General features: G+C 32.3%; 30 protein-coding genes. 14 read left to right on the plus strand and 16 right to left on the minus strand.

The genetic code is table 11. The annotated features are described in order from the left end of the window. The first annotated feature begins 59 nt into the window (after positions 1 to 59). Positions 60 to 1289 (plus strand): 1-deoxy-D-xylulose-5-phosphate reductoisomerase, encoded by a 1230-nt coding sequence (locus EV01_RS03450; RefSeq protein WP_032518389.1) that lies wholly within the window; start codon positions 60 to 62, stop codon positions 1287 to 1289. A 2-nt stretch (positions 1290 to 1291) separates the two neighbouring features. Further along, positions 1292 to 1633, plus strand: a complete 342-nt coding sequence (locus EV01_RS03445; RefSeq protein WP_032518388.1) for a (2Fe-2S) ferredoxin domain-containing protein — start codon at positions 1292 to 1294, stop codon at positions 1631 to 1633. Here the strand turns inward: EV01_RS03445 and EV01_RS03440 are convergent. From EV01_RS03440 to EV01_RS03425, 4 genes are read right to left on the minus strand one after another with little or no spacing between them, the layout of a single operon-like run. Next, entirely contained in the window at positions 1623 to 2708 is a 1086-nt protein-coding gene (locus EV01_RS03440; RefSeq protein ID WP_032518387.1) for a YheT family hydrolase, read from the minus strand. The two genes, EV01_RS03445 and EV01_RS03440, sit on opposite strands and share 11 nt — an antisense overlap. Next, the gene (locus EV01_RS03435) at positions 2689 to 4128 is read right to left on the minus strand and encodes an NAD(P)(+) transhydrogenase (Re/Si-specific) subunit beta (protein WP_032518386.1); all 1440 of its coding nucleotides are present in this window, start codon (positions 4126 to 4128) and stop codon (positions 2689 to 2691) included. The genes EV01_RS03440 and EV01_RS03435 overlap by 20 nt, the downstream gene beginning before the upstream one ends. Before the next feature lie 8 nt (positions 4129 to 4136). After that, on the minus strand, positions 4137 to 4430 hold the full coding sequence (locus EV01_RS03430) for an NAD(P) transhydrogenase subunit alpha (RefSeq protein ID WP_011863273.1): 294 nt from the start codon (positions 4428 to 4430) through the stop codon (positions 4137 to 4139). Positions 4431 to 4442: 12 nt separating this feature from the next. Next, positions 4443 to 5573 (minus strand): Re/Si-specific NAD(P)(+) transhydrogenase subunit alpha, encoded by a 1131-nt coding sequence (locus tag EV01_RS03425; RefSeq protein ID WP_032518385.1) that lies wholly within the window; start codon positions 5571 to 5573, stop codon positions 4443 to 4445. Between the two features lie 127 nt (positions 5574 to 5700). On the opposite strand from EV01_RS03425, the gene EV01_RS03420 reads away from it, so the two are divergent. The 3 genes from EV01_RS03420 to trxB all read left to right on the plus strand — a co-directional run bounded on the left by EV01_RS03420 (position 5701) and on the right by trxB (position 8114). After that, positions 5701 to 6279: a hypothetical protein gene (locus EV01_RS03420; protein ID WP_032518384.1), complete on the plus strand. Its 579-nt coding sequence runs from the start codon at positions 5701 to 5703 to the stop codon at positions 6277 to 6279. Positions 6280 to 6433: 154 nt separating this feature from the next. Beyond that, the gene (locus tag EV01_RS03415; RefSeq protein WP_032518383.1) at positions 6434 to 6658 is read left to right on the plus strand and encodes a hypothetical protein; all 225 of its coding nucleotides are present in this window, start codon (positions 6434 to 6436) and stop codon (positions 6656 to 6658) included. Positions 6659 to 6737: 79 nt separating this feature from the next. After that, on the plus strand, positions 6738 to 8114 hold the full coding sequence (gene trxB / locus EV01_RS03410) for a thioredoxin-disulfide reductase (protein ID WP_032518382.1): 1377 nt from the start codon (positions 6738 to 6740) through the stop codon (positions 8112 to 8114). Between the two features lie 9 nt (positions 8115 to 8123). Here trxB and infA read toward each other — a convergent pair whose 3' ends face one another. The 4 genes from infA to petM form a co-directional block, all read right to left on the minus strand. Further along, the gene (gene infA / locus EV01_RS03405; protein ID WP_025928595.1) at positions 8124 to 8390 is read right to left on the minus strand and encodes a translation initiation factor IF-1; all 267 of its coding nucleotides are present in this window, start codon (positions 8388 to 8390) and stop codon (positions 8124 to 8126) included. 92 nt (positions 8391 to 8482) lie between these two features. Beyond that, positions 8483 to 8695, minus strand: coding sequence for a hypothetical protein (locus tag EV01_RS03400; protein ID WP_032518379.1), 213 nt, complete (start codon positions 8693 to 8695; stop codon positions 8483 to 8485). Between the two features lie 53 nt (positions 8696 to 8748). After that, a complete protein-coding gene (locus EV01_RS03395) occupies positions 8749 to 9711 on the minus strand; it encodes an NAD(P)H-binding protein (RefSeq protein WP_032518377.1) in 963 nt (320 codons plus the stop codon). Between the two features lie 58 nt (positions 9712 to 9769). Beyond that, entirely contained in the window at positions 9770 to 9868 is a 99-nt protein-coding gene (gene petM, locus EV01_RS0109025; RefSeq protein ID WP_011132786.1) for a cytochrome b6-f complex subunit PetM, read from the minus strand. Positions 9869 to 9960: 92 nt separating this feature from the next. Here petM and EV01_RS03390 point away from each other — a divergent pair, with 92 nt between their 5' ends. Both EV01_RS03390 and ilvN read left to right on the plus strand, forming a co-directional pair. After that, positions 9961 to 10905: an alpha/beta fold hydrolase gene (locus tag EV01_RS03390; protein WP_032518376.1), complete on the plus strand. Its 945-nt coding sequence runs from the start codon at positions 9961 to 9963 to the stop codon at positions 10903 to 10905. 4 nt (positions 10906 to 10909) lie between these two features. Next, the gene (gene ilvN / locus EV01_RS03385; protein ID WP_032518375.1) at positions 10910 to 11434 is read left to right on the plus strand and encodes an acetolactate synthase small subunit; all 525 of its coding nucleotides are present in this window, start codon (positions 10910 to 10912) and stop codon (positions 11432 to 11434) included. Here ilvN and EV01_RS03380 read toward each other — a convergent pair. Together EV01_RS03380 and EV01_RS03375 are read right to left on the minus strand one after the other, a co-directional pair. Then, the gene (locus EV01_RS03380; RefSeq protein ID WP_152556204.1) at positions 11431 to 12042 is read right to left on the minus strand and encodes a peptidylprolyl isomerase; all 612 of its coding nucleotides are present in this window, start codon (positions 12040 to 12042) and stop codon (positions 11431 to 11433) included. The two genes, ilvN and EV01_RS03380, sit on opposite strands and share 4 nt — an antisense overlap. A gap of 41 nt (positions 12043 to 12083) precedes the next feature. Next, positions 12084 to 12641 (minus strand): photosystem I assembly protein Ycf4, encoded by a 558-nt coding sequence (locus EV01_RS03375; protein ID WP_032518373.1) that lies wholly within the window; start codon positions 12639 to 12641, stop codon positions 12084 to 12086. A 181-nt stretch (positions 12642 to 12822) separates the two neighbouring features. Between EV01_RS03375 and psbD the strand changes: the two genes are divergently transcribed. Together psbD and psbC are read left to right on the plus strand one after the other, a co-directional pair. Further along, a complete protein-coding gene (psbD, locus tag EV01_RS03370) occupies positions 12823 to 13899 on the plus strand; it encodes a photosystem II D2 protein (photosystem q(a) protein) (protein ID WP_002807316.1) in 1077 nt (358 codons plus the stop codon). Next, on the plus strand, positions 13883 to 15265 hold the full coding sequence (gene psbC / locus EV01_RS03365; protein ID WP_032518371.1) for a photosystem II reaction center protein CP43: 1383 nt from the start codon (positions 13883 to 13885) through the stop codon (positions 15263 to 15265). The genes psbD and psbC overlap by 17 nt, the downstream gene beginning before the upstream one ends. A 61-nt stretch (positions 15266 to 15326) precedes the next feature. Here psbC and EV01_RS03360 read toward each other — a convergent pair whose 3' ends face one another. Next, entirely contained in the window at positions 15327 to 15938 is a 612-nt protein-coding gene (locus tag EV01_RS03360; protein ID WP_032518563.1) for a nucleoside triphosphate pyrophosphatase, read from the minus strand. A gap of 66 nt (positions 15939 to 16004) precedes the next feature. Here EV01_RS03360 and EV01_RS03355 point away from each other — a divergent pair, with 66 nt between their 5' ends. Both EV01_RS03355 and EV01_RS03350 read left to right on the plus strand, forming a co-directional pair. Further along, on the plus strand, positions 16005 to 17534 hold the full coding sequence (locus tag EV01_RS03355) for a cobyric acid synthase (protein WP_032518369.1): 1530 nt from the start codon (positions 16005 to 16007) through the stop codon (positions 17532 to 17534). Further along, positions 17531 to 17782, plus strand: a complete 252-nt coding sequence (locus tag EV01_RS03350) for a 2Fe-2S iron-sulfur cluster binding domain-containing protein (RefSeq protein ID WP_032518368.1) — start codon at positions 17531 to 17533, stop codon at positions 17780 to 17782. The genes EV01_RS03355 and EV01_RS03350 overlap by 4 nt, the downstream gene beginning before the upstream one ends. Before the next feature lie 13 nt (positions 17783 to 17795). On the opposite strand, the gene EV01_RS03345 is transcribed toward EV01_RS03350, so the two are convergent. The 4 genes from EV01_RS03345 to EV01_RS09830 all read right to left on the minus strand — a co-directional run bounded on the left by EV01_RS03345 (position 17796) and on the right by EV01_RS09830 (position 21426). Next, a complete protein-coding gene (locus EV01_RS03345; protein WP_032518367.1) occupies positions 17796 to 19625 on the minus strand; it encodes a hypothetical protein in 1830 nt (609 codons plus the stop codon). A gap of 420 nt (positions 19626 to 20045) precedes the next feature. Beyond that, complete coding sequence (locus EV01_RS0109030; protein ID WP_072013478.1) at positions 20046 to 20318, minus strand: hypothetical protein; 273 nt, start codon at positions 20316 to 20318, stop codon at positions 20046 to 20048. Positions 20319 to 20581: 263 nt separating this feature from the next. Next, positions 20582 to 21184, minus strand: coding sequence for a rhomboid family intramembrane serine protease (locus tag EV01_RS03340; RefSeq protein ID WP_032518365.1), 603 nt, complete (start codon positions 21182 to 21184; stop codon positions 20582 to 20584). 83 nt (positions 21185 to 21267) lie between these two features. After that, entirely contained in the window at positions 21268 to 21426 is a 159-nt protein-coding gene (locus EV01_RS09830) for a hypothetical protein (RefSeq protein WP_193741432.1), read from the minus strand. Positions 21427 to 21763: 337 nt separating this feature from the next. Here EV01_RS09830 and EV01_RS03335 point away from each other — a divergent pair, with 337 nt between their 5' ends. Beyond that, a complete protein-coding gene (locus EV01_RS03335; protein WP_032518364.1) occupies positions 21764 to 21949 on the plus strand; it encodes a hypothetical protein in 186 nt (61 codons plus the stop codon). Beyond that, positions 21946 to 22182, plus strand: a complete 237-nt coding sequence (locus EV01_RS03330) for a hypothetical protein (protein ID WP_032518363.1) — start codon at positions 21946 to 21948, stop codon at positions 22180 to 22182. Before EV01_RS03335 ends, EV01_RS03330 begins: the two co-directional genes overlap by 4 nt. 161 nt (positions 22183 to 22343) lie before the next feature. Here EV01_RS03330 and EV01_RS09950 read toward each other — a convergent pair whose 3' ends face one another. Then, the gene (locus tag EV01_RS09950) at positions 22344 to 22529 is read right to left on the minus strand and encodes a hypothetical protein (RefSeq protein ID WP_032518362.1); all 186 of its coding nucleotides are present in this window, start codon (positions 22527 to 22529) and stop codon (positions 22344 to 22346) included. 162 nt (positions 22530 to 22691) lie between these two features. Here EV01_RS09950 and EV01_RS0109035 point away from each other — a divergent pair. Continuing rightward, on the plus strand, positions 22692 to 23078 hold a 387-nt coding region (locus tag EV01_RS0109035), incomplete at its 3' end, for a pentapeptide repeat-containing protein (protein ID WP_032523299.1).

Genomic DNA, 23078 nt, shown 5'->3' on the forward strand with positions numbered 1-23078 from the left:
ATATTTTTGTTTTTTAAATACACCTTTAAATGGGAAGATATTAGAAATATCAGCGAAAATTGAAATACATTACTGTGCTCGGTTCTACTGGTTCAATAGGGACTCAAACTCTCGAAATTGCTAGTGAGCAGCCTGATAAGTTTAAAGCCGTAGCTCTTTCTGCAGGAAGAAATATTAATTTATTAACTGAACAAGTTAAAACACATAAACCAGAGGTAGTTGCTATTGAGGATGAAAGTCTTATAGAAGATTTAAAAGATAATATTAATAACTTAGATTTGGATGATGCTCCCTTGGTTTTAGGTGGAAAGCAGGGGATTAACGCAGTTGCAGCATGGGAAAAGGCAGATACTGTGGTAACAGGGATAGTAGGCTGTGCAGGCTTAATTCCAACAATGTCAGCAATTAATGCGGGGAAAAATATTGCACTTGCTAACAAAGAAACTTTAATTGCGGCAGGACCAATTGTTATTCCTGCATTAAAGAAACATAATAGTAGGCTTTTACCTGCTGATTCAGAACATTCTGCTATCTTTCAATGTTTACAAGGATTACCTAATTATGAAAATGCAGATTTTTCAACAGGAGAGATGCCTAAAGGTTTAAAAGCCATACATTTAACAGCTTCTGGTGGTGCTTTCAGAGATTGGGCCGTTGAGGATTTAAAGCATGTCACAGTGGAAGATGCGACTTCACATCCTAATTGGGATATGGGAAAAAAAATAACTGTAGATTCTGCAACTCTCATGAATAAAGGATTAGAAGTTATAGAAGCGCATTATTTATTTGGGACCTCTTACGAAAATATCGAAATAGTTATCCACCCTCAAAGTATTATTCATTCAATGATTGAGATGGAGGATTCTTCAGTATTAGCTCAATTAGGTTGGCCAGATATGAAGCTACCTATTTTATATGCGATGAGTTGGCCTGAAAGATTTAAAACAAATTGGAAAAGATTAAACCTAAGTGAAATTGGAAAATTAACTTTTAAAGAGCCAGACGAGTTTAAATATCCATGTATGGGACTTGCCTATGCCGCAGGAAAATCTTCTGGAACTATGCCTGCAGTCTTAAATGCTGCTAATGAAATGGCTGTTGAACAATTCCTAAAAGAAAAAATTTCTTTTCAAGAAATTCCAATATTTATAAGTAAAGCTTGTGAATCACATATGGAGAATTTGAATTTGAGTCCAGAATTAGAAGATATTCTTGAAGTAGACAATTGGGCCAGACTTTTTGTTAAGCAAGAAATTAAAAAAGGAAAAAAATACGTAAGTATTGGATAAAAGTGAATATAAAAAAACATCTTCTACTATGCGCAACACCCACAAAACAGAAATGCTTTAAAGGCAATGAAGGTCAAAAAGCATGGGAATGTCTGAAAAAGACTTTAAAAAAATTTGAGAATGATCCCTCTACAAAAAACGTTCATATATTAAGATCAAAAGCTGACTGTTTAAGGGTATGTAAGAACGGTCCAATTCTTCTTATTTGGCCTGATGGTATTTGGTATGAGAAAGTTTCTCCAGAAAAAATTTCAGAAATTTTTACCTCACATATTATTAACGGTAAGCCAATAGAAAAATGGATTTTTAAAAAAACACCATTTTTAAATAGTCCTAGATACTAATAAACCAGTTTTTTACGACTTCGTCTGACCAGCAGCCATTAATCGAGTGAAAACCATTATGACCTCCTTTTTCAGTTATAAAAATAGTAAATTTATCACTAAATTTTCCTCTTAAATTCAAAGTTGCATTATATGGGACCCAAGGATCATCCTTGGCATGAATAAAAAGCATTTGAGGTAATTTTTTTATTGATTTTTGGATTCTAAATATTGGAGAAGCTTTAACATAATAATCTTCTAAAGAATTAAATCCCCAACTAGGAGCTGTAAATTTCTGATCAAATTCCCTTATACTTTTTAAATTTCTAATTTCTTTTCTTAATATCTCATTATTAAAAATTTTGCCTTCATCATTAAGTCCCTCCCATAACTGATTTTTTAAGCGGTGAAGTAACCATTTTTGGTATATGTAATTTCTAGATTTTTCAATACAGAGACTACATGAAGATAAATCTAAAGGGCTACTCACACAGGCTAGGCCATCTAATAGTTTTTCTCCTTTATTTTCATCGTAATCTAAGCAGGCATTTAAAAGAATTGTTCCGCCTAAAGATAATCCAACTCCATAAATTGGAAGATTATTCATCTTCATGAGATCTTTAAACTTTAAATTAATCAATTTTTTAAAATAATTAATTGCTGAAATAACATCACTGGAGCACCTAGCACAATAATTTCCTTTAGCTAAATATCTCGCAGATCCAGATCCTCTTAGATTTAATTTAAGAACTCCAAAACCATTATTTGCTAATTTCCTAGAGATTCTTCTTAAACCAAACCGTTTAGTTGAGCCCCCTAAACCATGTGTAACGATTACAAAACCCCTAAGTGAGTCTAAGTTTTCAGGTAATTCTAAAAACCCTAGAAGATAATCACATTCAAATTTTTTAGAAAGAATTTTATTAATCGGAAAGAATATTTTTTTATTTTTTTTTGATTTACCAAAATCAATAACAAAAGTATCTCTCAAAGTTTGTAAGTCGCCACCTATCCAAGGGAAGACTTCTCGAAATGGCTTATTTTTTAAGTAATCTGAAAAACTTAAAGATATACTATTATTTCTCCCCAACTCCAAGATCCTTTAATTCTCCAATCAAATCATTCAGTACCTTTTTTGCATCACCAAAGACCATTGAGGTATTTGGCAGATCAAATAAGTCATTTTTTATTCCGGAGTAACCTGCACTCATACCACGTTTAATTACAAATACCGTTCTTGCTTCCTGCACATCAAGAACTGGCATGCCATATAAAGGAGAAGAGCTATCATTTTTAGCTTGAGGATTAACCACATCGTTTGCTCCTAAAACTAAAACAACATCCGTTGCTGGAAAATCAGGATTTACAACGTCCATCTCTTTAAGTTGTTCGTAAGGAACATCTGCTTCTGCTAAAAGTACATTCATATGTCCAGGCATCCTCCCTGCTACGGGATGAATTGCGTAAACAACTTCAATACCATTTTGCTCTAGTTTTTTTGTCACTTCCCTTAAAGTATGTTGAGCTTGAGCTACTGCTAGACCATAACCAGGAACAATAATTACCTTGTTGGCTGCCTCTAAAGTCAATGCACATTCTTCAACACTGCAAGAAGTTATATTTGTATATTCTCCTGAACCAGAAGAGGCTGTACTTTGTGCAGATAAAGATCCTCCAAAAAGAACTGAGACCAATGATCTATTCATACCCTTGCACATTACTTGAGTAAGTATTAGACCTGCCGCTCCAACCATTGCGCCAGCTACTATCAAAAGCTGACTATCTACAACAAAACCTGCTGCTGCTGCTGCAATCCCTGAATAGCTATTTAATAAAGATATAACGACTGGCATATCAGCTCCACCAATTGGCAAAGTAACTCCAATACCTAATAAAGAAGAAACTATAACTAAAAGCCAAATAGAACTTGTATTGCCGTTTATTAAATCAAAAAAGGCTATTAAGGAAGCAACTGCAAAAACAATATTTACAAAATGTCTAACTTTGCTCTGAGTCCATCCTGGAGTTGACAGCCAACCCTGTAACTTTGCCATCGCCACAATTGAACCTGTGAAAGTTATAGCACCAACAAATATAGAAACAGATATTGAAACTTCGTTAATCAGTGACTTAAAAAAATCAAAATTTTCTTGGCCACCAGATATAGGGAAAATAGCTACTCCTAAGGCCACTAAAAGTGATGACATTCCTCCACAACCATTGAATAATGCCACTGTTTCAGGCATGGAGGTCATAGGTACTTTTTTTGCAAGTATTGCTCCGAATAAACTACCTATGATTGATCCAATTAATATCCAAATCCAAGACTGAATAGCAATTCCAGAAGTGCCTAAATAATAAGAAAGTAACCCTACTACTGATAGCGACATTGCAAATGCAGCTAATCTATTAGCATCCCTTGCCGATTTTACTTTTGACAATCCTTTTATTCCCAAAGCCAGCAAAAGTACTGCTAGAAGGTCAATAACGAATTTAATGATTACAGGTAGATTCATGTTAAAAATTACTTCTTATTTGATGGTTTACGACTAAACATAGCGAGCATTCGATCAGTTACAAAGAAACCACCTACAACGTTGAAAAGAGCAAATCCAAGAGAAACTGAACCAATTATTAAAAGTGGTACGTTACCTTCTGCTTTTACAATTAAAGTCAAGGCTGCAAGCATTGTTATTCCTGAAATTGCATTTGCTCCACTCATTAGAGGTGTGTGAAGAGTAGGAGGAACTTTTCCAATTAACTCAAGGCCTAATAAACTACCAAGTAAAAGAACCCAAAGAAGACTTATAAAAGACATAATTTTAAAACCTCAATTTTCAAAAACTTTATTTTGAAGAACAACTCCTTCATCGCTTAATAAACATCCAGAAATGAGTTCATCTTCCCTATCTAATTTAATTACACCATCTTTTATAAATGGTGTAATCAAAGATGTTAAGTTCTTAGCATAAAGTGAACTTGCATCATAAGGAACCGAAGAGGGTAATTCGCCCGCTCCAATAAGTTTTACACCATCTTTGATGATAGTTTCATTTGATTTTGTTCCTTCGCAGTTCCCTCCCTGAGAAACTGCTAAATCAATAACTACTGCACCAGGTCTCATTTTTTCAATCATGGGAGAATCTATTAAAACAGGTGCCTTTTTACCTAGAACTTGTGCAGTACATATAGCAACATCAGCTTCAGATAAATATTTAGTTAAAGTTACCTTCTGTTTTGAGAGAAATTCAGGTGTTACAGCTTTTGCATAACCTCCTGACTCTCCAGGCTTTTCCTCAACTTCAGGAAGTTCTATAAATCTTGCTCCGAGGGACTCTACTTGTTCTTTAACAGCAGGTCTAATATCAGATACAAATACTATTGCTCCAAGTCTTTTTGCTGTCGCGACTGCCTGTAATCCTGCAACACCTCCACCAAGAACCACTACTTTGGCAGGTTGGACTGTCCCTGCTGCAGTCATAAGCATTGGGAAATATCTATCTAACTCACTTGCAGCCAAAAGAACTGCTTTATATCCAGCAATATTGGCCTGTGAAGAAAGAACATCAGAAGATTGAGCCCTACTAATCCTAGGAAGCAACTCTAGTGATAAAGCTGAAATCTTATTACTATTTATAATCCTAAGAAGCTCCTTATTACCATATGGGTTAAGAAGACCAAGAAGAACAGCGCCTTTTTTTAATTTAGTTAAATTATCCTCTGATGGAGTTTGAACACAAAATATTAAGTCCGCTTCACCCCAAATTTTTTGATCTAAGTAATTTATTATTGTTCCGCCCGATTCTTCATAGGATAAGTCACTAAATCCTGATAATTTTCCTGCCGAACTTTCAATATAAACATCACAACCAAGGCTTTTTAATTTTTTTACCGCTTCTGGTGTAGCTGAAACTCTCCTTTCACCAGAGCTTGTTTCGGAAGGAATAAGTATCTTTGTCAATTTATTTATTTTTTAAACATATTAAATATAGGTTGAAGAAAGTCAAAAGTCTTGGAATTTTGTTAAAAATATATTTTCTTTTCTATAAAAAATAGCTATCTAGAATATATAAGTACTAAATAATCAAATGAGTATAAAAGCAATCGAATGTCCTGATGGAGTATGCCACAGCCACCATGGTGGTCATGCCGTTCCAAGGCAAGCTATGCAGAAAAATCTAGAAAAGCATGGAAAAGACTGGTGCGAGAAATTAGCAGAGAGAATTTATGAAATGTCCGTCGATACTTATTCACAGACAGTTATGCCCAGCCTCCACTCGGCAGGTTGGCAAAGGCGACACTTAGATTGGGAATTTAAGCTGGCAGAAAACGATTCTGAACCTGATGAAGCTCTTGTTGAAGGAATTATTAATGCTACGGAAAGCTTTTTAAGGAGTAGTGAGGTGCATCGATTATTTATTCAGGAATTAGTTCAGGGCACATTTGAGGAAGCTAATGATAAAAGAATAATTTCTAAAGCAATAAAATCTATTATTGAAGAAGAAATTGTTATTTCATTAAGAAAAAAGAAAGAAACTCTTTTAAAGAAAATATCCGCAAAATTAATATCAGAAGAAAAAGTTAGCGAGGAGCTTGCAATAAATTCAGCTAAAGAGGGTTTTGAGGAAGTAGAGAGGCTACTTGCAAATCATAGTGAGGCAGTTTAACCGTATTTCTTTATATTTTCTTTATAATTACCTCAATAATTGGCTCAAATATAAATTAAAGATTAAATTATTGTTTGGAAGTACAAAGTTGTAACTTATTAGACAATACATATACCTTTTTTTGTGTTTATCTATATACAACTTTTAAGCTTCGATGAACAATTTCATTAGAAAAAGGATTGACATTGCTACCTGCTGGGCTACCAACAGAATTTCTGCAATGGACACTTTAGAAAGATATGAAGACAGTTATGCAATTGCTGAAGAATTTAGAGAGTGGATATTACATATTGGAGAAAAGAACGAAAATTTAAAAGATTCTGTTTTAAATTTTCCAAAAGAATTAAAAAAGTTATTAGACCAAAAAGTCAACGACTAAATAATAAATTGATCATGTGAAATCCGCCCTACATTATTTGGGTTTGTTTATTATTATTGGTAATGATATTTGCACATAAATGGAAAATAAAGAAAAAAATCCTAACGTAGAAAATGTTGTAATTATTGGCTCAGGGCCTGCAGGATATACAGCTGCAATATATGCAGCAAGAGCAAATCTTCAACCATTGCTAGTCACAGGATTTAATTCTGGTGGGATACCTGGTGGGCAATTAATGACCACAACATTTGTTGAAAATTTTCCGGGTTTCCCAGATGGAGTACTTGGTCCTGAATTGATGGATCTAATGAAGGCTCAAGCAGAAAGATGGGGCACGAATTTATACGAAAGTGATGTTTTATCAATAAATACTGATTCACATCCCTTCGAATTAAAAACTTTAGAAGGAACTATAAAATCGAACTCAATTATTATTGCAACTGGAGCAAGTGCAAATAGATTAGGCGTGATAAATGAAGATAAATTCTGGAGTAAAGGAATAAGTGCTTGTGCAATTTGTGATGGAGCAACCCCTCAATTTAGAGATGAAGAATTAGCTGTTGTTGGAGGGGGCGACTCTGCGTGTGAAGAAGCGGCGTATCTTACAAAGTATGGAAGCAAAGTGCATTTGATTGTTAGATCAGAAAAATTAAGAGCGAGCGCAGCAATGGTAGATAGAGTAAAAGCTAACCCAAAGATAGAAATTCATTGGAATACAAAAGTGGATAAAGCGGATGGTTCTGAATGGCTTGAGAGAATAGAAACTAATCACTCTCAAGAAGGTAAAGGGGAAATCAATATAAAAGGTCTTTTTTACGCGATTGGTCACACACCAAATACGAAGTTCTTAGGCAATAAAATTGATTTAGATAATAAAGGATACATTGCTTGCAAATCAGGAAGACCAGAAACATCTATTGAAGGCATCTTCGCAGCAGGTGATGTTGTTGATTCTGAGTGGAGGCAAGGAGTTACTGCTGCAGGGACTGGATGCATGGCAGCATTAGCTACCGAAAGGTGGCTAGCAGAGAAAAACTTAGCAAAAACTATTGTAAGAGAAACACCCGAACCAGAGAAAAAACTTAATTCATCAGATTTTAATGAAGAAGAAGTTAATGAAGATACTTTTGATTCAAATTCTGAATGGCAAAAAGGTAGTTACGCATTAAGGAAACTTTATCACGAGAGTAAAAAGCCTATCTTAGTTATTTTTAGTTCCCCAAGTTGCGGTCCATGTCATGTTTTAAAACCTCAGTTAAAAAGGATAATTAAAGAACTTGATGGTGCAGTTCTTGGCGTTGAAATAGATATTGATAAAGATCAAGATATTGCAAAACAAGCTGGTATTAAAGGCACGCCAACAGTTCAACTTTTTAAAGAAAAACTATTAAAAAAACAATGGCAAGGTGTTAAACAAAGAAGTGAGTTTAAAGAAGCGATAAAAAAAATTATGTAAAGTAATTTTTTATTTATTATTTCTCTTAGGATTATTTTTATTAGTAGTAGGTTTAGCACCACCTGCATTTCTTTCTCTATAAGTTATCCTCCCTCTAGAAAGATCATAAGGACTTATCTCAACTAACACTTTGTCTCCAGCTAATAATTTAATTCTAAATTTAGTTAATTTACCTGCAGCTCTACATAAACATTGATGTCCTTCAGGCTGTTCTAAGGTAACCAAATAAAATCCATTACCCTGCTCTTTTTCTATTACACCTGAAGTTTCAATCATTAATTAATCTTTTACTAAGTTCATATTATCAGAAAAAGATTGGCCAAAATTGATTTAAGAAAAATTAAATACGTAAAAATATTAAATTCAATTCAAATTGAAAATTTAATTTCATTAATTATTTGAAGTTGACCATAGTAAAAATTTGCTTTCGCAATTTTTTCAGAATCTTCTAATTGATCAAAAAAAACAAACCCGAGGCTTTCCCATAATGAAGATCCGCAAACATTATTCAGTTCATTTCTTGCTTCTTTTGCAAAATTATCTAATTTTCGTTCAAGATTTTTAGACTTAGAAACAGACATAGTTAACTATAATTTATAGTACAAATATACTATGAATGTCTAAAATTGCAATATTAAAAAGGTAATCTCTTTTTTTCTTCAATATTTAAATCTGCTTCCATTTCCCTTAATCTCTTAAGAATTTGTTGGTAGTACTCTTTTATATAACTCTCAAGTGATGTCATATCGTCTTTTTTAAGTTCCAATATTTCGTAAGTATTGCTCATATCAGCATCTAATGATTCACCACTACTTGTTACTTCAGCAAAAGCCAATCTTTCAGCGACATTTAAAGAATCTTGAAAAAAGGAAACTACTTTTTGAGTGACACTAATTAGAAAGGGGGAAACTCTAAAAATTTTAGCCTTCTTTTCGCTAAATTTTTCGCATAGCGATATGACTTCGTTTGAATCCCATGCTTTGGGACCAACTAGTGGCAATGATGTTCTATGAGTTTTTGGATTATTAACTGCTGCAACAATAATCTTTGCCATGTCTTGAGTATTCATGTATGCGATTTTAGTTGGAGTTCCACTCATCCATACTGCTTGACTATCTAAAATTGGAATAGCGAATTGACCTATAATTCCTTGCATAAAAGCTGCACATTTGAAGATCGTATAATCTAAATCAGATTTCTCAAGAAGTTTTTCAGTACAATATTTAATATCCATTAATGGAACATTTCTAAATTTCTCTGTTAAAAGAATTGAAAGGAATATGACTCTTTTTACATTTAAAGTTTCACAAGCATTAAATAAGTTTAGTTTTCCATCCCAATCTATTTCGTAAATACTTTTAGGATCATCTGGTTTACTAGTAGCAGCATCAATAACTGCTTCAATATCTTGTAATGCATATTCAATATCAGAAGAATTCAACAAGTTACCTTTTGTCAATTCACAACCCCACTCTTGTAGAAAGGAAGCTTTCCTTGGGTTTCTTACAAAGCACCTAACTTCATGTCCATCCTCTATAGCTTGCTTAGCTATCTGTCTTCCAAGTGTTCCTGTTGCTCCTACTAAAAGAATCTTCATATTTTAAGATTTACTTAACCTGTAGACCATAACTCAATTTGTTACATGTTCGTGAGAATCAATCTCCCTGAAACTTTAATAATAATGCACCACCAACTAATCCTATTGGTATCAGAATCCAAAAAACTGCCGCAATACTAAAAATTTCTTTAGCCATAGTAAAATTTAATCATTACTTTAATTTACATTCAATATACATTTATTTGTTAAAAATGTAGATAATGCAAATATCTTGAAAATTTTGAATATATGAATAATAACTTTAAAGAAAAAAATATTAATTTTCCTAATTACTGGAATTGGAATGGTTTTAAAATTTGTTGGAGTGTTACAGGCGAAGATAATAAAATTCCAATTATCTTTCTCCATGGATTTGGCGCAAGTCGAAAACATTGGAGAAACAACTTGGAATATTTTGCAAAAAGGAATTGCGCCTCTTATTCTTTAGATTTAATAGGTTTTGGAGATTCAGATCAACCTGGGATAAGACAAATTGGAAAATTAAATAATGAGATTTGGTGTAATCAAGTGAAAGACTTTATTGCACAGGTGATAAGACCAAAGAATTCTGGGAAAGTAATTCTTATCGGCAATTCTCTAGGATCATTAGTGGCTTTAACTTGTGCTGTTTCATTGGAAGATCAGATTGCAACGGTTATTGCATCACCTCTGCCAGATCAAATTCAAAAAAATAAAAAGTCGATAACAAAAAAATCATCATTTAAAAAATTTCAAGATAGATTTATAAAAATATTTTTTATGTTTTTCCCTCTGGAGATTATTTTATTTTTAATAGCCAAATTAGGGGTTATAAAACTGGGGCTGAATTCTGCCTATTTCAAAAAAGACAATATTGATCGCGAACTAATAAATTTAGTGACTAAACCAGTTTTAAGGAAAACTTCAGCTAGATCATTAAGAGCAATGTGTATTGGAATGTCTTCAAGAGATGAAAAATTTCAAGCTTCTTATCTTTTGAGAAAACTTAGCACCTCAAAAAAAGTGCCTTTTTTATTGATTTGGGGAGAAAAAGATAATTTCATACCTCTTTTTGTTGGTAAAAAGATTGCAAATTTCCATAGATGGGTAAAATTAAAAATAGTACCCAATTCGGGGCATTGTATCCATGATGAAGACCCTTCAGTATTCAATAAAATTTCCTATGAATGGATTAAAGATTTAAAAACCTTTTAAAAATATGAAACATACATTATCAGTTCTTGTAGAAGACGAATCTGGAGCCTTGAGTAGGATCTCAGGTCTCTTTGCTAGAAGGGGATTCAACATAGATAGCCTTGCAGTAGGACCCGCAGAATCTAAGGGGATTTCAAGGTTAACAATGGTAGTAGAAGGTGATGATGAAACCCTTCAACAAATGACTAAGCAGCTAAATAAGTTATTTAATGTTCTGGGAGTTGTAGATTTTACTAATCTCGCAGCGGTTGAGAGGGAATTGATGTTACTAAAAGTTTCTTCGAAAGAAGATACCAGGAGTAATATCCTTGATATAGTTCAGATTTTCCGTGCAAAAGTTGTTGACGTATCAGATACGGCCTTAACTCTTGAGGTAGTTGGAGACCCTGGGAAGTTAGTTGCTTTAGAGAAATTACTCGAGCCATACGGCATCCTCGAGATAGCGAGGACTGGTAAGGTAGCTCTTAAACGCTCTTCGGGAGTTAATACAGAGATGTTGAAAATAAACAAATATTCTCTAGAAATTTAATTAGTTATCTGGACTGACTTTATGTAGTCTTCTTTATTGATTTTTTTGAGTACATCTAATCCTTTAATAATTTTTCCAAAAATAGAATATCTTCCATCTAGTTCTGGGATATCATTTGTTACAAAAAAGAATTCAGTAGATGAAGACATATTCTTACCACTCTTAACCATGGCGATTGAACCATTCTCAAAGGTATTTAATAAATTTTCAGTTTCATTAGGATTTTTTATCTGATAGTTATATCTTGGTTTGATTTCTTCTTTGAATTTTATTTCAAGAGGTATTGATGGACTTATCTTATTTAGGTTTTGTTTTAGCTCAATATAAAGTTTATTTTTTGGATTAACACCAACATGTATAAATTTTACTTGAGGGTAATTTATTATTTTATAAAATTTTTGATTTACGTAAATATTATTATCAATATTTTCGAGAAAGTTTGATACTGTTACTGGATTGTCTTTGCCAAATAGTTTAACCTCAAAATCACCTTTTGTAGTTTTAAAATAAACTATCTTATTACTATAAATACAATTAAATTTAAGTTTTTGGCAGTAATAATTTGAATCAATCTTAATTTGATAACTACAAGCTTGCACAAATAACAAAATCTGAATAAAAGATAATGTTTTTAAAAAATATTTTTTTTTTATTTTAATCCCTCCAAATTAACATCCAAAAATTTAGCCAGACGAGCTCCTTCTTCTTCAACTTGAAGTAGTGGTTTAAGTTCACCTGCTCCGCTTAAAGGGAGAGGTTTTTTTCTACCTTTTAATACTAAAGCAATTCTTCTTCTAGGATTAAATCCCTCACTTATATCCAACTTAACAGATTTAATTTCATCAAAATTTAATTTAACTTCAACATCTTTAAATAATCCCTTTCTTTTTATTTCTACAGATTTTGAGGATTTGTCAAAATAATTACTTCCTGAACCAAAGTTAATATAAACCAAATACCATAAATAGAAATTTAATAAATTGGCTATTACTCCATAAGCACCCATTATTATTCCTTGAGGTATAAAAAGCAAAGTTGAGGGATTCCCCAAAGGTAGTAAATCCCTGCCTGTGTAGCTAGATAAAGAGGCCAAAAGGAATCCAACTCCTCCAATAGTTAACATCCCTCCAATAATATAATTCGAAATTTTTCTTGATCCACCAATTTTTTGTTCGATTTTATCGAAAGACCTTAGATCTGAATTCATTTTTTATCTTTTTAGAACCTAGTTAAGACAATTTAACAAACTTAGAGAGTATTCTTACCTATTTTTTAATAAAAAAGTCAGGAAAGCTTTACAAGGCGTTTCAGATATACAAAAATTTCCCCACATTACTCTCAATCTTTGTTACAGTCACTGCGTATCCCGAAGCTAAAAACGATTTCTCATGACGATCGCAGTTGGTAGCGCCCCACAAAGAGGATGGTTTGATGTCCTTGATGATTGGTTGAAGCGCGACCGCTTTGTATTTATTGGTTGGTCCGGACTACTTTTACTTCCTTGTGCATATCTAGCTATAGGTGGTTGGTTCGTCGGAACAACATTTGTTACCTCTTGGTACACACACGGAGTTGCAAGCTCATACCTTGAAGGTTGTAACTTTTTAACAGCAGCTGTAAGTACCCCTGGTGATGCCATGGGACACAGTCTTCTATTTTTATGGGGTCCTGAAGCCCAAGGTAGTTTCGTAAGATGGCTACAACTTGGTGGTCTTTGGAACTTCGTTGCATTACATGGAGTATTTGGCCTTATTGGTTTTATGCTTCGTCAGTTTGAAATTGCTGGCCTTGTTGGAATTAGACCATACAACGCATTAGCTTTCTCAGCAGTAATTGCAGTATTCACAAGTATTTTCCTTATTTATCCTTTAGGACAGCATAGTTGGTTCTTCGCACCTTCATTTGGTGTAGCAGCAATCTTCCGTTATATTCTGTTCATTCAAGGTTTTCACAATATTACTTTAAATCCATTTCACATGATGGGTGTTGCTGGAATTCTTGGTGGTGCTCTACTTTGCGCTATTCATGGAGCTACAGTACAAAACACCTTGTATGAAGATACAAGTATTTATACAGATGGTAAGGTTCAAAGTTCAACATTTAGAGCTTTTGATCCAACTCAAGAAGAAGAAACTTATTCAATGATTACAGCGAATAGATTCTGGAGTCAAATCTTCGGTATTGCTTTCTCAAACAAGCGTTTCTTACATTTCTTGATGCTATTTGTACCTGTTATGGGTATGTGGACATCTTCAATTGGTATTGTCGGCTTAGCACTAAACTTAAGAGCTTATGATTTCGTAAGCCAAGAAATACGTGCAGCAGAAGATCCAGAATTTGAAACTTTCTATACAAAAAATATACTTTTGAACGAAGGTATGCGAGCATGGATGTCTTCTGTGGATCAACCACACGAAAACTTTGTATTCCCTGAGGAGGTTCTACCACGTGGAAACGCCCTTTAATAGTTTACTTAGAGCCCCTAACCAGAGTATTGAAGAAACTGGTTACGCTTGGTATGTAGGTAACGCCAGATTAATTAATTTATCTGGCCGTTTACTAGGAGCTCACATTGCTCACTCTGGACTAATAGTCTTTTGGGCAGGTGCAATGATGCTATTCGAAGTAAGTCATTTCACATTTGATAAACCAATGTGGGAACAAGGCTTAATTTGTATGCCTCATGTGGCAATGTTTGGGTTTGGAGTTGGACCTGGTGGCGAAATTACTGATGTTTATCCCTTCTTTGTTGCAGGTGTAATGCACTTAGTTTCTTCAGCAGTTTTAGGATTTGGTGGTGTTTATCACTCTTTAGCCGGTCCTGAAAAACTTGAACAAGATTTCCCTTTCTTTTCTACAGATTGGAGAGACAAAAATCAGATGACTAATATATTGGGTTATCACCTAATTGTTTTAGGAGTCGGTGCTCTTTTCTTCGTTTTTAACTGGATGTTTGTAGGTGGCGCTTATGACACATGGGCACCAGGTGGTGGAGAAGTCAGACTAGTCAGTCCAACATTAGATCCTAGAGTTATTCTTGGATATCTATTTAGATCTCCATGGGGTGGAGCTGGTTCTATAATCGGTGTTAACTCCATTGAAGATATTGTTGGTGGACATGTTTATGTGGGTATTACTGCCATTATTGGCGGCTTATTTCACATCTTCACAAAACCTTTTGGATGGGCAAGAAGAGCTTTTATCTGGAACGGTGAAGGACTGTTAAGTTATGCTCTTGGAGGAATTTGTGTAGCAAGTTTTATTGCTTCAACATTCATCTGGTTTAACAATACTGCTTACCCTTCAGAATTTTATGGTCCAACTAATGCTGAAGCTTCACAGGCTCAAAGCTTTACTTTCCTAGTGAGAGATCAAAGAATTGGCGCTAATGTAGGTTCAACAATGGGACCAACAGGTCTTGGTAAGTATCTCATGAGATCTCCTACTGGTGAAATTATATTTGGTGGTGAAACAATGAGATTTTGGGATTTCAGAGGCCCATGGTTAGAGCCTTTAAGAGGACCTAACGGATTGAGCCTAGAGAAAATCCAAAATGATATTCAGCCTTGGCAGGTAAGAAGAGCAGCTGAATATATGACTCATGCTCCAAACGCTTCTATCAACTCTGTTGGTGGAATCATTACAGAGCCTAATGCTGTTAACTTCGTTAACTTAAGACAATGGTTAGCTGCAGCTCAATTCTTCCTAGGATGGTTTACATTCATTGGTCATCTTTGGCATGCTGGACGTGCTAGAGCAGCCGCTGCTGGTTTCGAAAAAGGAATCGACAGAAAGAGTGAACCAGCTCTAGAAATGCCTGATCTAGATTAATTTCTATATCATCTTAAAAAAACCCCTATCTTTAGATAGGGTTTTTTTTTGCTCAATTTTATTATCTATATAAATTTTCTCTTAGCCATGGCAAACTTAAACCCATTACATTACTGAAACAACCCTCTATTTTTTCTATATATTTACCGCCTATACCTTCCAAAGCAAATCCCCCGGCGCAATATAAAGGTTCATTTGTATCTACATAACTTTTGATTTCCCAATCTTCCAAATTAGAAAAATAAACCCTTGAACTTACTGTTTTTTTTATTATTTCATTGATTTTAAAAATTTTGGAAGCTGAATCAAAATTCCCAAATATTAGAGTATGGCCAGTATGAAGAAATCCAAATTTTCCAGACATTTTTCTCCATCTAATAAATGCCTCCTCTTTATTGGATGGTTTTCCATAAGCTTCTCCTTTAAATTCAAAAATTGAATCGCACCCAAGTATTTCCAAAGGACCATAATTAAATTCTTCGGGCAATGTTATGTTCTGAATATTTTCAGATAAACTATTAGCCTTTTGAAAAGATAATTCTAAAGCTAAATTAAATATATTCTTTTCTTGGATAGTAGTTTCATCAAAGTCACTTGATATTTGTATAAATTCGATTTGACAATTTTCTAGTAATTTCTTTCTAGATTGAGAAGCAGAGGCTAGAATTAACACAAATTTTTTACCAAATTATAATTCAATTTAATAATTAATAAATTTTAAAATTAATATAAATTACTAATGGATATAGAAGCAAAATTACATGAAAGAAAGAAACCAATAATGGTCCTAGGCACTTCCAGTGGAGCAGGGAAATCGTTAACCGTTACTGCTATTTGCAGGATTCTTAAAAATTTAGGAGAAGAACCAATACCTTTTAAAGGACAAAATATGAGCAATAACGCTTGGGTTGATGGGGAAGGTGGAGAGATGGCATATTCACAAGCACTTCAAGCTTTTGCTTGTGGTATTAATCCCTCTGCAGAGATGAATCCCATTTTATTAAAACCACAAGGGAACTCAATAAGCGAGGTGATTCACCTAGGCAAAAGCATAGGGACCACAACCGCGCAAAATTACTATAAAACTTGGTTTATTCCAGGCTGGGAAGTAATTAAAAAAAGTTTAAAGTCTATTTATAAACGAAATCCGAATTGTCGTTTAATTATCGAAGGGGCTGGGAGTCCGGTAGAGATGAATTTGATTCATAGAGATCTGACTAATTTAAGAGTTGCTAAATATTTAAATGCAAATTGCATTTTGGTTACTGATATTGAAAGGGGAGGCGTATTTGCGCAAATAATAGGTACTCTTGAATTAATGAAGCCTGAAGAAAAGAAGCTTATTAAGGGAATTATTATCAATAGATTCAGAGGAGACCTTTCATTATTTGCAAATGGGAAAAAATGGATTGAGAATAAGACTCAAATCCCTGTTATTGGAATTATTCCATGGTTAAATGATTCATTTCCTCCAGAGGATTCATTAGATTTAATAGAAAAAAAATTACTTTCTAAAAATCCTGAAATCAAAGTTGGAATTATAAAATTACCATCTATTAGCAATTTTTCAGATTTTGATCCATTAGAAAATGAAGAATCAATTTTTATTGAATGGATTAAAGAATCACAAAACTTGAATAATTATGACTTTATTATTATTCCGGGTAGTAAACAAACTTTTAAAGATCAAATTTTTCTTGAAAATACTGGTTTATCTCATGATATAAGGGCATATTCAGAAAACAAGGGCAATATTATTGGAATTTGTGGAGGGTTACAAATGTTAGGGGAAACACTTGAAGATCCACATTTTAAAGAGGGTTCCAAAAATTATTCGGACCAAAAAATTAGAGGGATTGGATTACTTCCACTAAAAACTATTTTCTTTGAAAAAAAATTAACCCGGCAAATCATTTCAGAATCTTTATGGCCATGCCAAACCAAAATTAATGGTTTCGAAATTCACAATGGCCAAACCGAATTAGTTAAGACTCAAAACCCATTTAAGATTAACCCTATCTTCAAAGAATTGAATCTAGGTTGGTACAAAGAAAATAAAGAAGGGGGGACTATTGCAGGTACATACATTCATGGAATATTTGAAAATGATATTTGGAGAGATCAATATATAAATTTGATAAGAGAGAGAAAAAAATTGCCCCCATTAAAGAAAAAAACAAAATCTTATAAAGTCAAGAGAGAATCAATAATTGAAAATCTCGCAAATGAATTTAATAAGCATTTAAATCTCTCCTCTTTATTAAATTGAAAAACTCAAAAATAAAAATTGTTTGGGAAAATAATGCTGAAACATTCGTTTCTGAAGGAGAAGACTGGTTTTCTGCTGCAGAAAAAGCAGGTTTAGAAATCCCTACTGGCTGCCTAACAGGAAGTTGTGGAGCGTGTGAAATAGATGTAAATGGTAAAACGGTAAGGGCATGTATAAGTAATATTGAAAGTAAAAAAAATTCTCCATTAAAAGTTTCTCTGACTAAAGACCCTTTCTGGGGAGACTAAATAATATTTTGCTTTAATATAAAAAATTTAATTTAATTCCAAATCTATGTTCCTTATCTTCAAGAAGTTGTCCAATATCCTGGATACCTGCAGCATTAGAATAATATAAATCAACTGATGCTTCAGGGGAATAGCGATATCTGAACGCTAGGCCAGAGTTAAAGTCAGATCCTTTTGCAAAAGATGTATTTATTTCTGGAATAAGCTGCAAATTATCCAATAAATTTATGTAACTCGAGACCCCAAGCCCCCCAAAACTTTCTACCGCACTAGAAAAGTACTTTGGACTTATATTAAAGGCTAGCCAGTTATTTATCTTAAAAGTATTTATCAATTCAGAAAACAAATATCCTTGATGATTTTCACCTTCATTCCTACCTAAAGATGTTCTAAATGTCATCCAAAAAGAATCATTCTTTTGAGGGCTAAAAATTAATAATTTGCCTCCAAACCTGTAACTAAAAGTATTTTCATTCAAATATACGCTTTGCAATGAAGATTTTTTTTTATTGATTAAATTAGCATCATTAAAAGACCCAGTAGTTAATTCTAATTGAAATATATTAGACAAAGAATATCCATAAAAAGCAAATAAATTCCCTTTTTCGTCATAATTTAAATTTATCTGATTAACGCCTCTTTCGGGGAATAATGCATTATTAACCGTCAATCCTCCAAAAAGTAAAAGCTCATTTTCTTCCTTTAGAGGAACAAATTGAGTATCAATCAATAAAGGATTATATTTTCCGCCAAGATAATAGAGTGGTTTATTATCAGAGGGAATTGTTAATAAAGACGTAGATGGTGTGCTTCCATATCCATTAGTAATTTTGCCTTCAATTCCAATGATAGGATTTACATCCCAATTAAAACCGTAGCTATAAATTGGATGCCTGTGGAAATTCAAATTCTCATCGAAGCTATTATGACCTGGACCAAATATATATGAATATGAACCGATTAATTGAACATTAGTTGCAATATCAAAGTTTATGCCTGATGCTAAAAAATAATTATTTCCGTAAAAGTTTTTTCCGATATTTTTATCACCCAATATATCTGGAATAAAAGTAATTCCTGGAACAATGGAAATTTCTACTTGATTAGTTAATTGACTTGTGAAGGGTAAAGAAAATGAATAAATAAATTTCTCGTATCTATCAAGGCCAACAGAATTATCGATCTCGTTATATATACTTCTTTTATTACCATTTCCACTACTAACAACCCAATACTCTAAAGAACTTGAGAAAGATAATGAATTTTTAAAATTTTCAGATTCAAAAATTTGATTCTTGTAAGCTAAGGCAATACTAGCCCAATTATTTGGAATCAATTCTCCTCTAATTAAATTATAGAGTGGATCATCAGTCTCAGATAAATAAAGTGTAAATAAAGAGTAATCACTTAAACCATAATGAAATTTGAGACCATAGTTTTGATGTCCAGTTCCACCTCCTGCACCTCCACTAAAAGCTGAGACCAAATTACTAGAAAAAATAAAATCCCCAGAATTCAGAAAATTATTTAAAGGAATATGAGGTTGTATTTCTAATACTTTTTGTTTCTTTTTTTGTTGATTTATAAATTTATTTTTTCCTTTTTTATCATTAAAAATATTTCTATCTGAGTTTTTCTCTTGGTTTTTTAAATATTTGTCTTCAAAATAACTTTCATCTCCATTATAAGATTTCCAAATAATTTTTTTTAAATTGTTTGATTTTTTTTTATCTATTCTCTCCCATTTAATTTTATAGCTTGGTTCTTTTTTAATTTTCTCTGCTAAAACATCAAGTAAATTAAATAACTGACTGAAAACAAATATATAAAATATTAACCTCATCTTAACAATCTTGTATTTAGAATAAACCACTAATTATATGATACCCTTGAAGAACTTTACCTATCAATTTTGGATATTTAGGCAAATAGAATGAATTTTAGAGAACAACTCATATTACCAACTATCACTTTTTAGTATTTTCAAGAAATACCTGAGACGATATTAGGAAAGTCAATAAATATGGTAAATATGCATAAAATAAGGCCTCTATTACTAGAGACCTTTATGGTTTACTAAATCAAGTGTTTCCTTGTTTCCACCGTTTCAGTAAACCACTCCTTCACACATATATAATTATTCCATAAATATCTCTAATGTGGAGAAGACGAATGGAATGTTACTAAACTGTCACATGTGACAGTTTTACACCTTTGACTAATTTTCATCAAAAAAGACAAACTAATTCTAAGAAAAGAGCGTTTACTTATCAGAAGTTAGTGTGTTGGGAATTTTTTGATGAAAAAATTTGAATAACCATATCAAATATATAAAGTATTGCTTACTATTTCTTTTCCCAAAATAAAGATTTGAAAATTGATTTTTAATATCCAATATTGCGGTACTTGTTGAGATCAACTTCCATCCTACAGAATTACGTTTTTTCATAATTGCTGCAATTTCGTTTCCTTGTCTTTGAGTATTTGCATTTCCAATTGCGTAATATATATCAAGACCATTTGCTACTTTTGCCATTTTTTAAGGTGATGCTTTATTAAGAGTTAATATTACTCAATCTTTCATCGTTACTGCTAAAGATTAGATAGGGTAGTCGAAAATAATAATTGTATGGTATTACCCTCACCCCAAATTGCGATTGGATTACTACTTATAAGTATTGGAATAGTGGTTACTTTTGATATCAAAATTGATCTATTTAAAAGTAAAGAGTAAAAGAAAAGAATTGGATATCTGGAAAAATATCTATATTCATTTGATCAAATAATAAAAAATCTTAATTAGATTAAGAATAAAAAACATCCTGCAATAAATCCATTTAAATGACCTAATAAACTTACCCCTGGTAAAAAAGAGAAAATCAAACCTATAAAGCATATTGTCTTTGACATTTTTTGAACTTCATAATTGGACTTAAGACCAATTTCTTTACCTAAAAAATATTTTTTACCATAATAAGAAGTTAATAGTAAGAATCCAAATAAAGCATAAATTATTCCACTAAATCCTAAAGCGGCATAATTGGGATAAATATTAAAATACGATAATATTTTTTCGTAAACCCAGATAATAAAAAAATTTAAAAAGGAACAAATTAAAATAAATTTTAAATAAAAAAATCTGCTTTTAATTCCAAGTCTCATCAAAAAATATCTTGTGATAATTATTCCACCGAGATTACTTAATAAATGATTTAAATCTGCATGAGTTAGAATAGATGTCAATATCCTATAGGGTTGAGTACTAATTAATCTTGGTACAAAGTAAAAATATTCTTTTTCAATAACTCCAATTAAATCTGTAAAAATAAAAACCGAAATTAAAAAAAATCCAATTACAAGGTACTGCCAATCATATTTTGATATTGAATTATTAAAAGGCATTTTAGTTTTAAATTAAAAAATATCTTCTTTAATAGAAGCAAAGACCCTGAAAAAGGTTTTAATTATTTTAATTTATATTATCTTTAGTAAACTTTGCAATGAGAACTTGTTGGGTGGTCTTTGCATTCTTTTTCCCAATAATCTTGTCTATGATCTTTAGGTAATTGATAATTAAAATCATGCATTCTCCAAATATCTGAAGTTGCATTTCTAAGCGCAGTCAATGGAGTGGTGAGTCTCATAAACCTCCTATATCTCTACTAACCGATTATCCGCCTATTCGATTAAAATTAAAAGAGTATTAATACCAGAGTATTAGTACTTTGTGATTGTCGTGACTATCTTTTCCCATCCAGAAGAAGTAGAAATAATTTAAGAGTCAAAATCACTTCATCGACCTTATGGACAACGAGGTGCATAATACCTGGAGAAGGCAAACAAATGCCGTCTAATTTTTTTTAATTTTATTAGTTCTTTTTGTAAAAGAATTATACCTATAAGGTAAAACACACTATTTCTTATTCTAGGGATAATGATTAAAATCTCTTTGGAACAGTTCAAAAAGTATGCAGGGAAAGTATGAGCACTAAATGGAATGATAAATCTTGGCAGAAAGATTTCTTAAACATGAAATCACATTCTCCTTTAGATGCAAAACTCTTAATGGGAGGTGTAAAAGGATTAAAAGATGCATGGCGTTTAGGCGTTCTTCATGTTGAATACGAAAAACTGAAAAAAATAGAGAAGGAACAGCAACAGCAATGACAGAAAAAATAAACTGGCAGAAAGAATTATTAGAAAGTAGAAAATTTAATGATAAATTTTCGAAAAATCTTCTAGAACATGGAGCAAAAAACTTTATGCAAGGAATATATCTTGGATATATGTATTCAAGATGGAGAAAGATAAGATGTTTAGATAAAGATGATCCATTAGAAAATACAGGTCAAATGCGATCATCATTCAAAGAGTTTGAGAAGAAAATCAGAAAGAAATAAGAAAAATTATCCCCTCTTTATAAATGTTTAGAACCGAGAGGGTATTGGTTGAAATGAATTCCTTAGACACTCATAGACACTTGCTAGCACATATATATTTGCAGACGGATAAAATTCTTCCAACATTTTTTATTTCTAAAATTAAAAATATTACCTCCAATTCATCCCTCATATAAGTAAATAATTATTGTTATCGCAGACATGAAAACAATACCAAAATTCCATATATTTGTAGATTTCCTTTCAAGATTTTGAACCCAAGAAGGAATACCTTCATTCATAAACAGAAATGTTAATACTAAAAGCAAAATTAAAAATATACCAAATACTTTAAAAATCAATTCCATAACTTGAAAAAATAGTATTTATATTTACTGAATTTGTAATTCTCAATTTCGTATCTAATTATAAGACTTCAAAACTCAATTTTTAAAACTAAAAACTTTAAGATTTATTTTAAAGTAATCAATAACTGATAGTTTATTATCTCCAAAAATCAAATAATTTGAATGAAAAGAATAATATTTTTTATTTTTGCGGGATTAATATTTTCCCACCTCAATTTTGCCTTTGGACATAAAGAATTACACAAATTTGAAACAACAAATGAATGTAAAAGATGTGATTTCAAAAATATTGATTTTTCTGGGCAGGATTTATCAGAATTAGATTTTTATCTTGCAAATTTTATTGGTGCTGACTTAACTAACACTAATTTATCTAAATCTTATTTATCTCTGACAAATTTATCCGGTGCTAATTTATCTGGCGCAAACCTATCTGATGCAAATTTATCTGGCGCAAACTTATCTGATGCAAATTTATCTGGGGCAAATTTATCTGGTGCAAACTTATCATATACAGAGTTATCCGGAGCAAATTTTGGTGGAGCAAAT

The sequence above is a fragment of the Prochlorococcus marinus str. MIT 9401 genome, assembly GCF_000760095.1.
Lineage (GTDB): Bacteria > Cyanobacteriota > Cyanobacteriia > PCC-6307 > Cyanobiaceae > Prochlorococcus_A > Prochlorococcus_A marinus_I.

What these genes read in the sequence shown, in the direction of transcription:
- EV01_RS03435 (WP_032518386.1), bottom strand. Translation starts at nt 4,128, where the DNA reads ATGAATCTACCTGTAATCATTAAATTCGTTATTGACCTTCTAGCAGTA.
- EV01_RS03430 (WP_011863273.1), bottom strand. Translation starts at nt 4,430, where the DNA reads ATGTCTTTTATAAGTCTTCTTTGGGTTCTTTTACTTGGTAGTTTATTA.
- EV01_RS03420 (WP_032518384.1), top strand. Translation starts at nt 5,701, where the DNA reads ATGAGTATAAAAGCAATCGAATGTCCTGATGGAGTATGCCACAGCCAC.
- EV01_RS03415 (WP_032518383.1), top strand. Translation starts at nt 6,434, where the DNA reads ATGAACAATTTCATTAGAAAAAGGATTGACATTGCTACCTGCTGGGCT.
- trxB (WP_032518382.1), top strand. Translation starts at nt 6,738, where the DNA reads ATGGAAAATAAAGAAAAAAATCCTAACGTAGAAAATGTTGTAATTATT.
- infA (WP_025928595.1), bottom strand. Translation starts at nt 8,390, where the DNA reads ATGATTGAAACTTCAGGTGTAATAGAAAAAGAGCAGGGTAATGGATTT.
- EV01_RS03400 (WP_032518379.1), bottom strand. Translation starts at nt 8,695, where the DNA reads ATGTCTGTTTCTAAGTCTAAAAATCTTGAACGAAAATTAGATAATTTT.
- EV01_RS03395 (WP_032518377.1), bottom strand. Translation starts at nt 9,711, where the DNA reads ATGAAGATTCTTTTAGTAGGAGCAACAGGAACACTTGGAAGACAGATA.
- petM (WP_011132786.1), bottom strand. Translation starts at nt 9,868, where the DNA reads ATGGCTAAAGAAATTTTTAGTATTGCGGCAGTTTTTTGGATTCTGATA.
- EV01_RS03390 (WP_032518376.1), top strand. Translation starts at nt 9,961, where the DNA reads ATGAATAATAACTTTAAAGAAAAAAATATTAATTTTCCTAATTACTGG.
- ilvN (WP_032518375.1), top strand. Translation starts at nt 10,910, where the DNA reads ATGAAACATACATTATCAGTTCTTGTAGAAGACGAATCTGGAGCCTTG.
- EV01_RS03375 (WP_032518373.1), bottom strand. Translation starts at nt 12,641, where the DNA reads ATGAATTCAGATCTAAGGTCTTTCGATAAAATCGAACAAAAAATTGGT.
- psbD (WP_002807316.1), top strand. Translation starts at nt 12,823, where the DNA reads ATGACGATCGCAGTTGGTAGCGCCCCACAAAGAGGATGGTTTGATGTC.
- EV01_RS03355 (WP_032518369.1), top strand. Translation starts at nt 16,005, where the DNA reads ATGGATATAGAAGCAAAATTACATGAAAGAAAGAAACCAATAATGGTC.
- EV01_RS03345 (WP_032518367.1), bottom strand. Translation starts at nt 19,625, where the DNA reads ATGAGGTTAATATTTTATATATTTGTTTTCAGTCAGTTATTTAATTTA.
- EV01_RS0109030 (WP_072013478.1), bottom strand. Translation starts at nt 20,318, where the DNA reads ATGGCAAAAGTAGCAAATGGTCTTGATATATATTACGCAATTGGAAAT.
- EV01_RS03340 (WP_032518365.1), bottom strand. Translation starts at nt 21,184, where the DNA reads ATGCCTTTTAATAATTCAATATCAAAATATGATTGGCAGTACCTTGTA.
- EV01_RS09830 (WP_193741432.1), bottom strand. Translation starts at nt 21,426, where the DNA reads ATGAGACTCACCACTCCATTGACTGCGCTTAGAAATGCAACTTCAGAT.
- EV01_RS03335 (WP_032518364.1), top strand. Translation starts at nt 21,764, where the DNA reads ATGAGCACTAAATGGAATGATAAATCTTGGCAGAAAGATTTCTTAAAC.
- EV01_RS03330 (WP_032518363.1), top strand. Translation starts at nt 21,946, where the DNA reads ATGACAGAAAAAATAAACTGGCAGAAAGAATTATTAGAAAGTAGAAAA.
- EV01_RS09950 (WP_032518362.1), bottom strand. Translation starts at nt 22,529, where the DNA reads ATGGAATTGATTTTTAAAGTATTTGGTATATTTTTAATTTTGCTTTTA.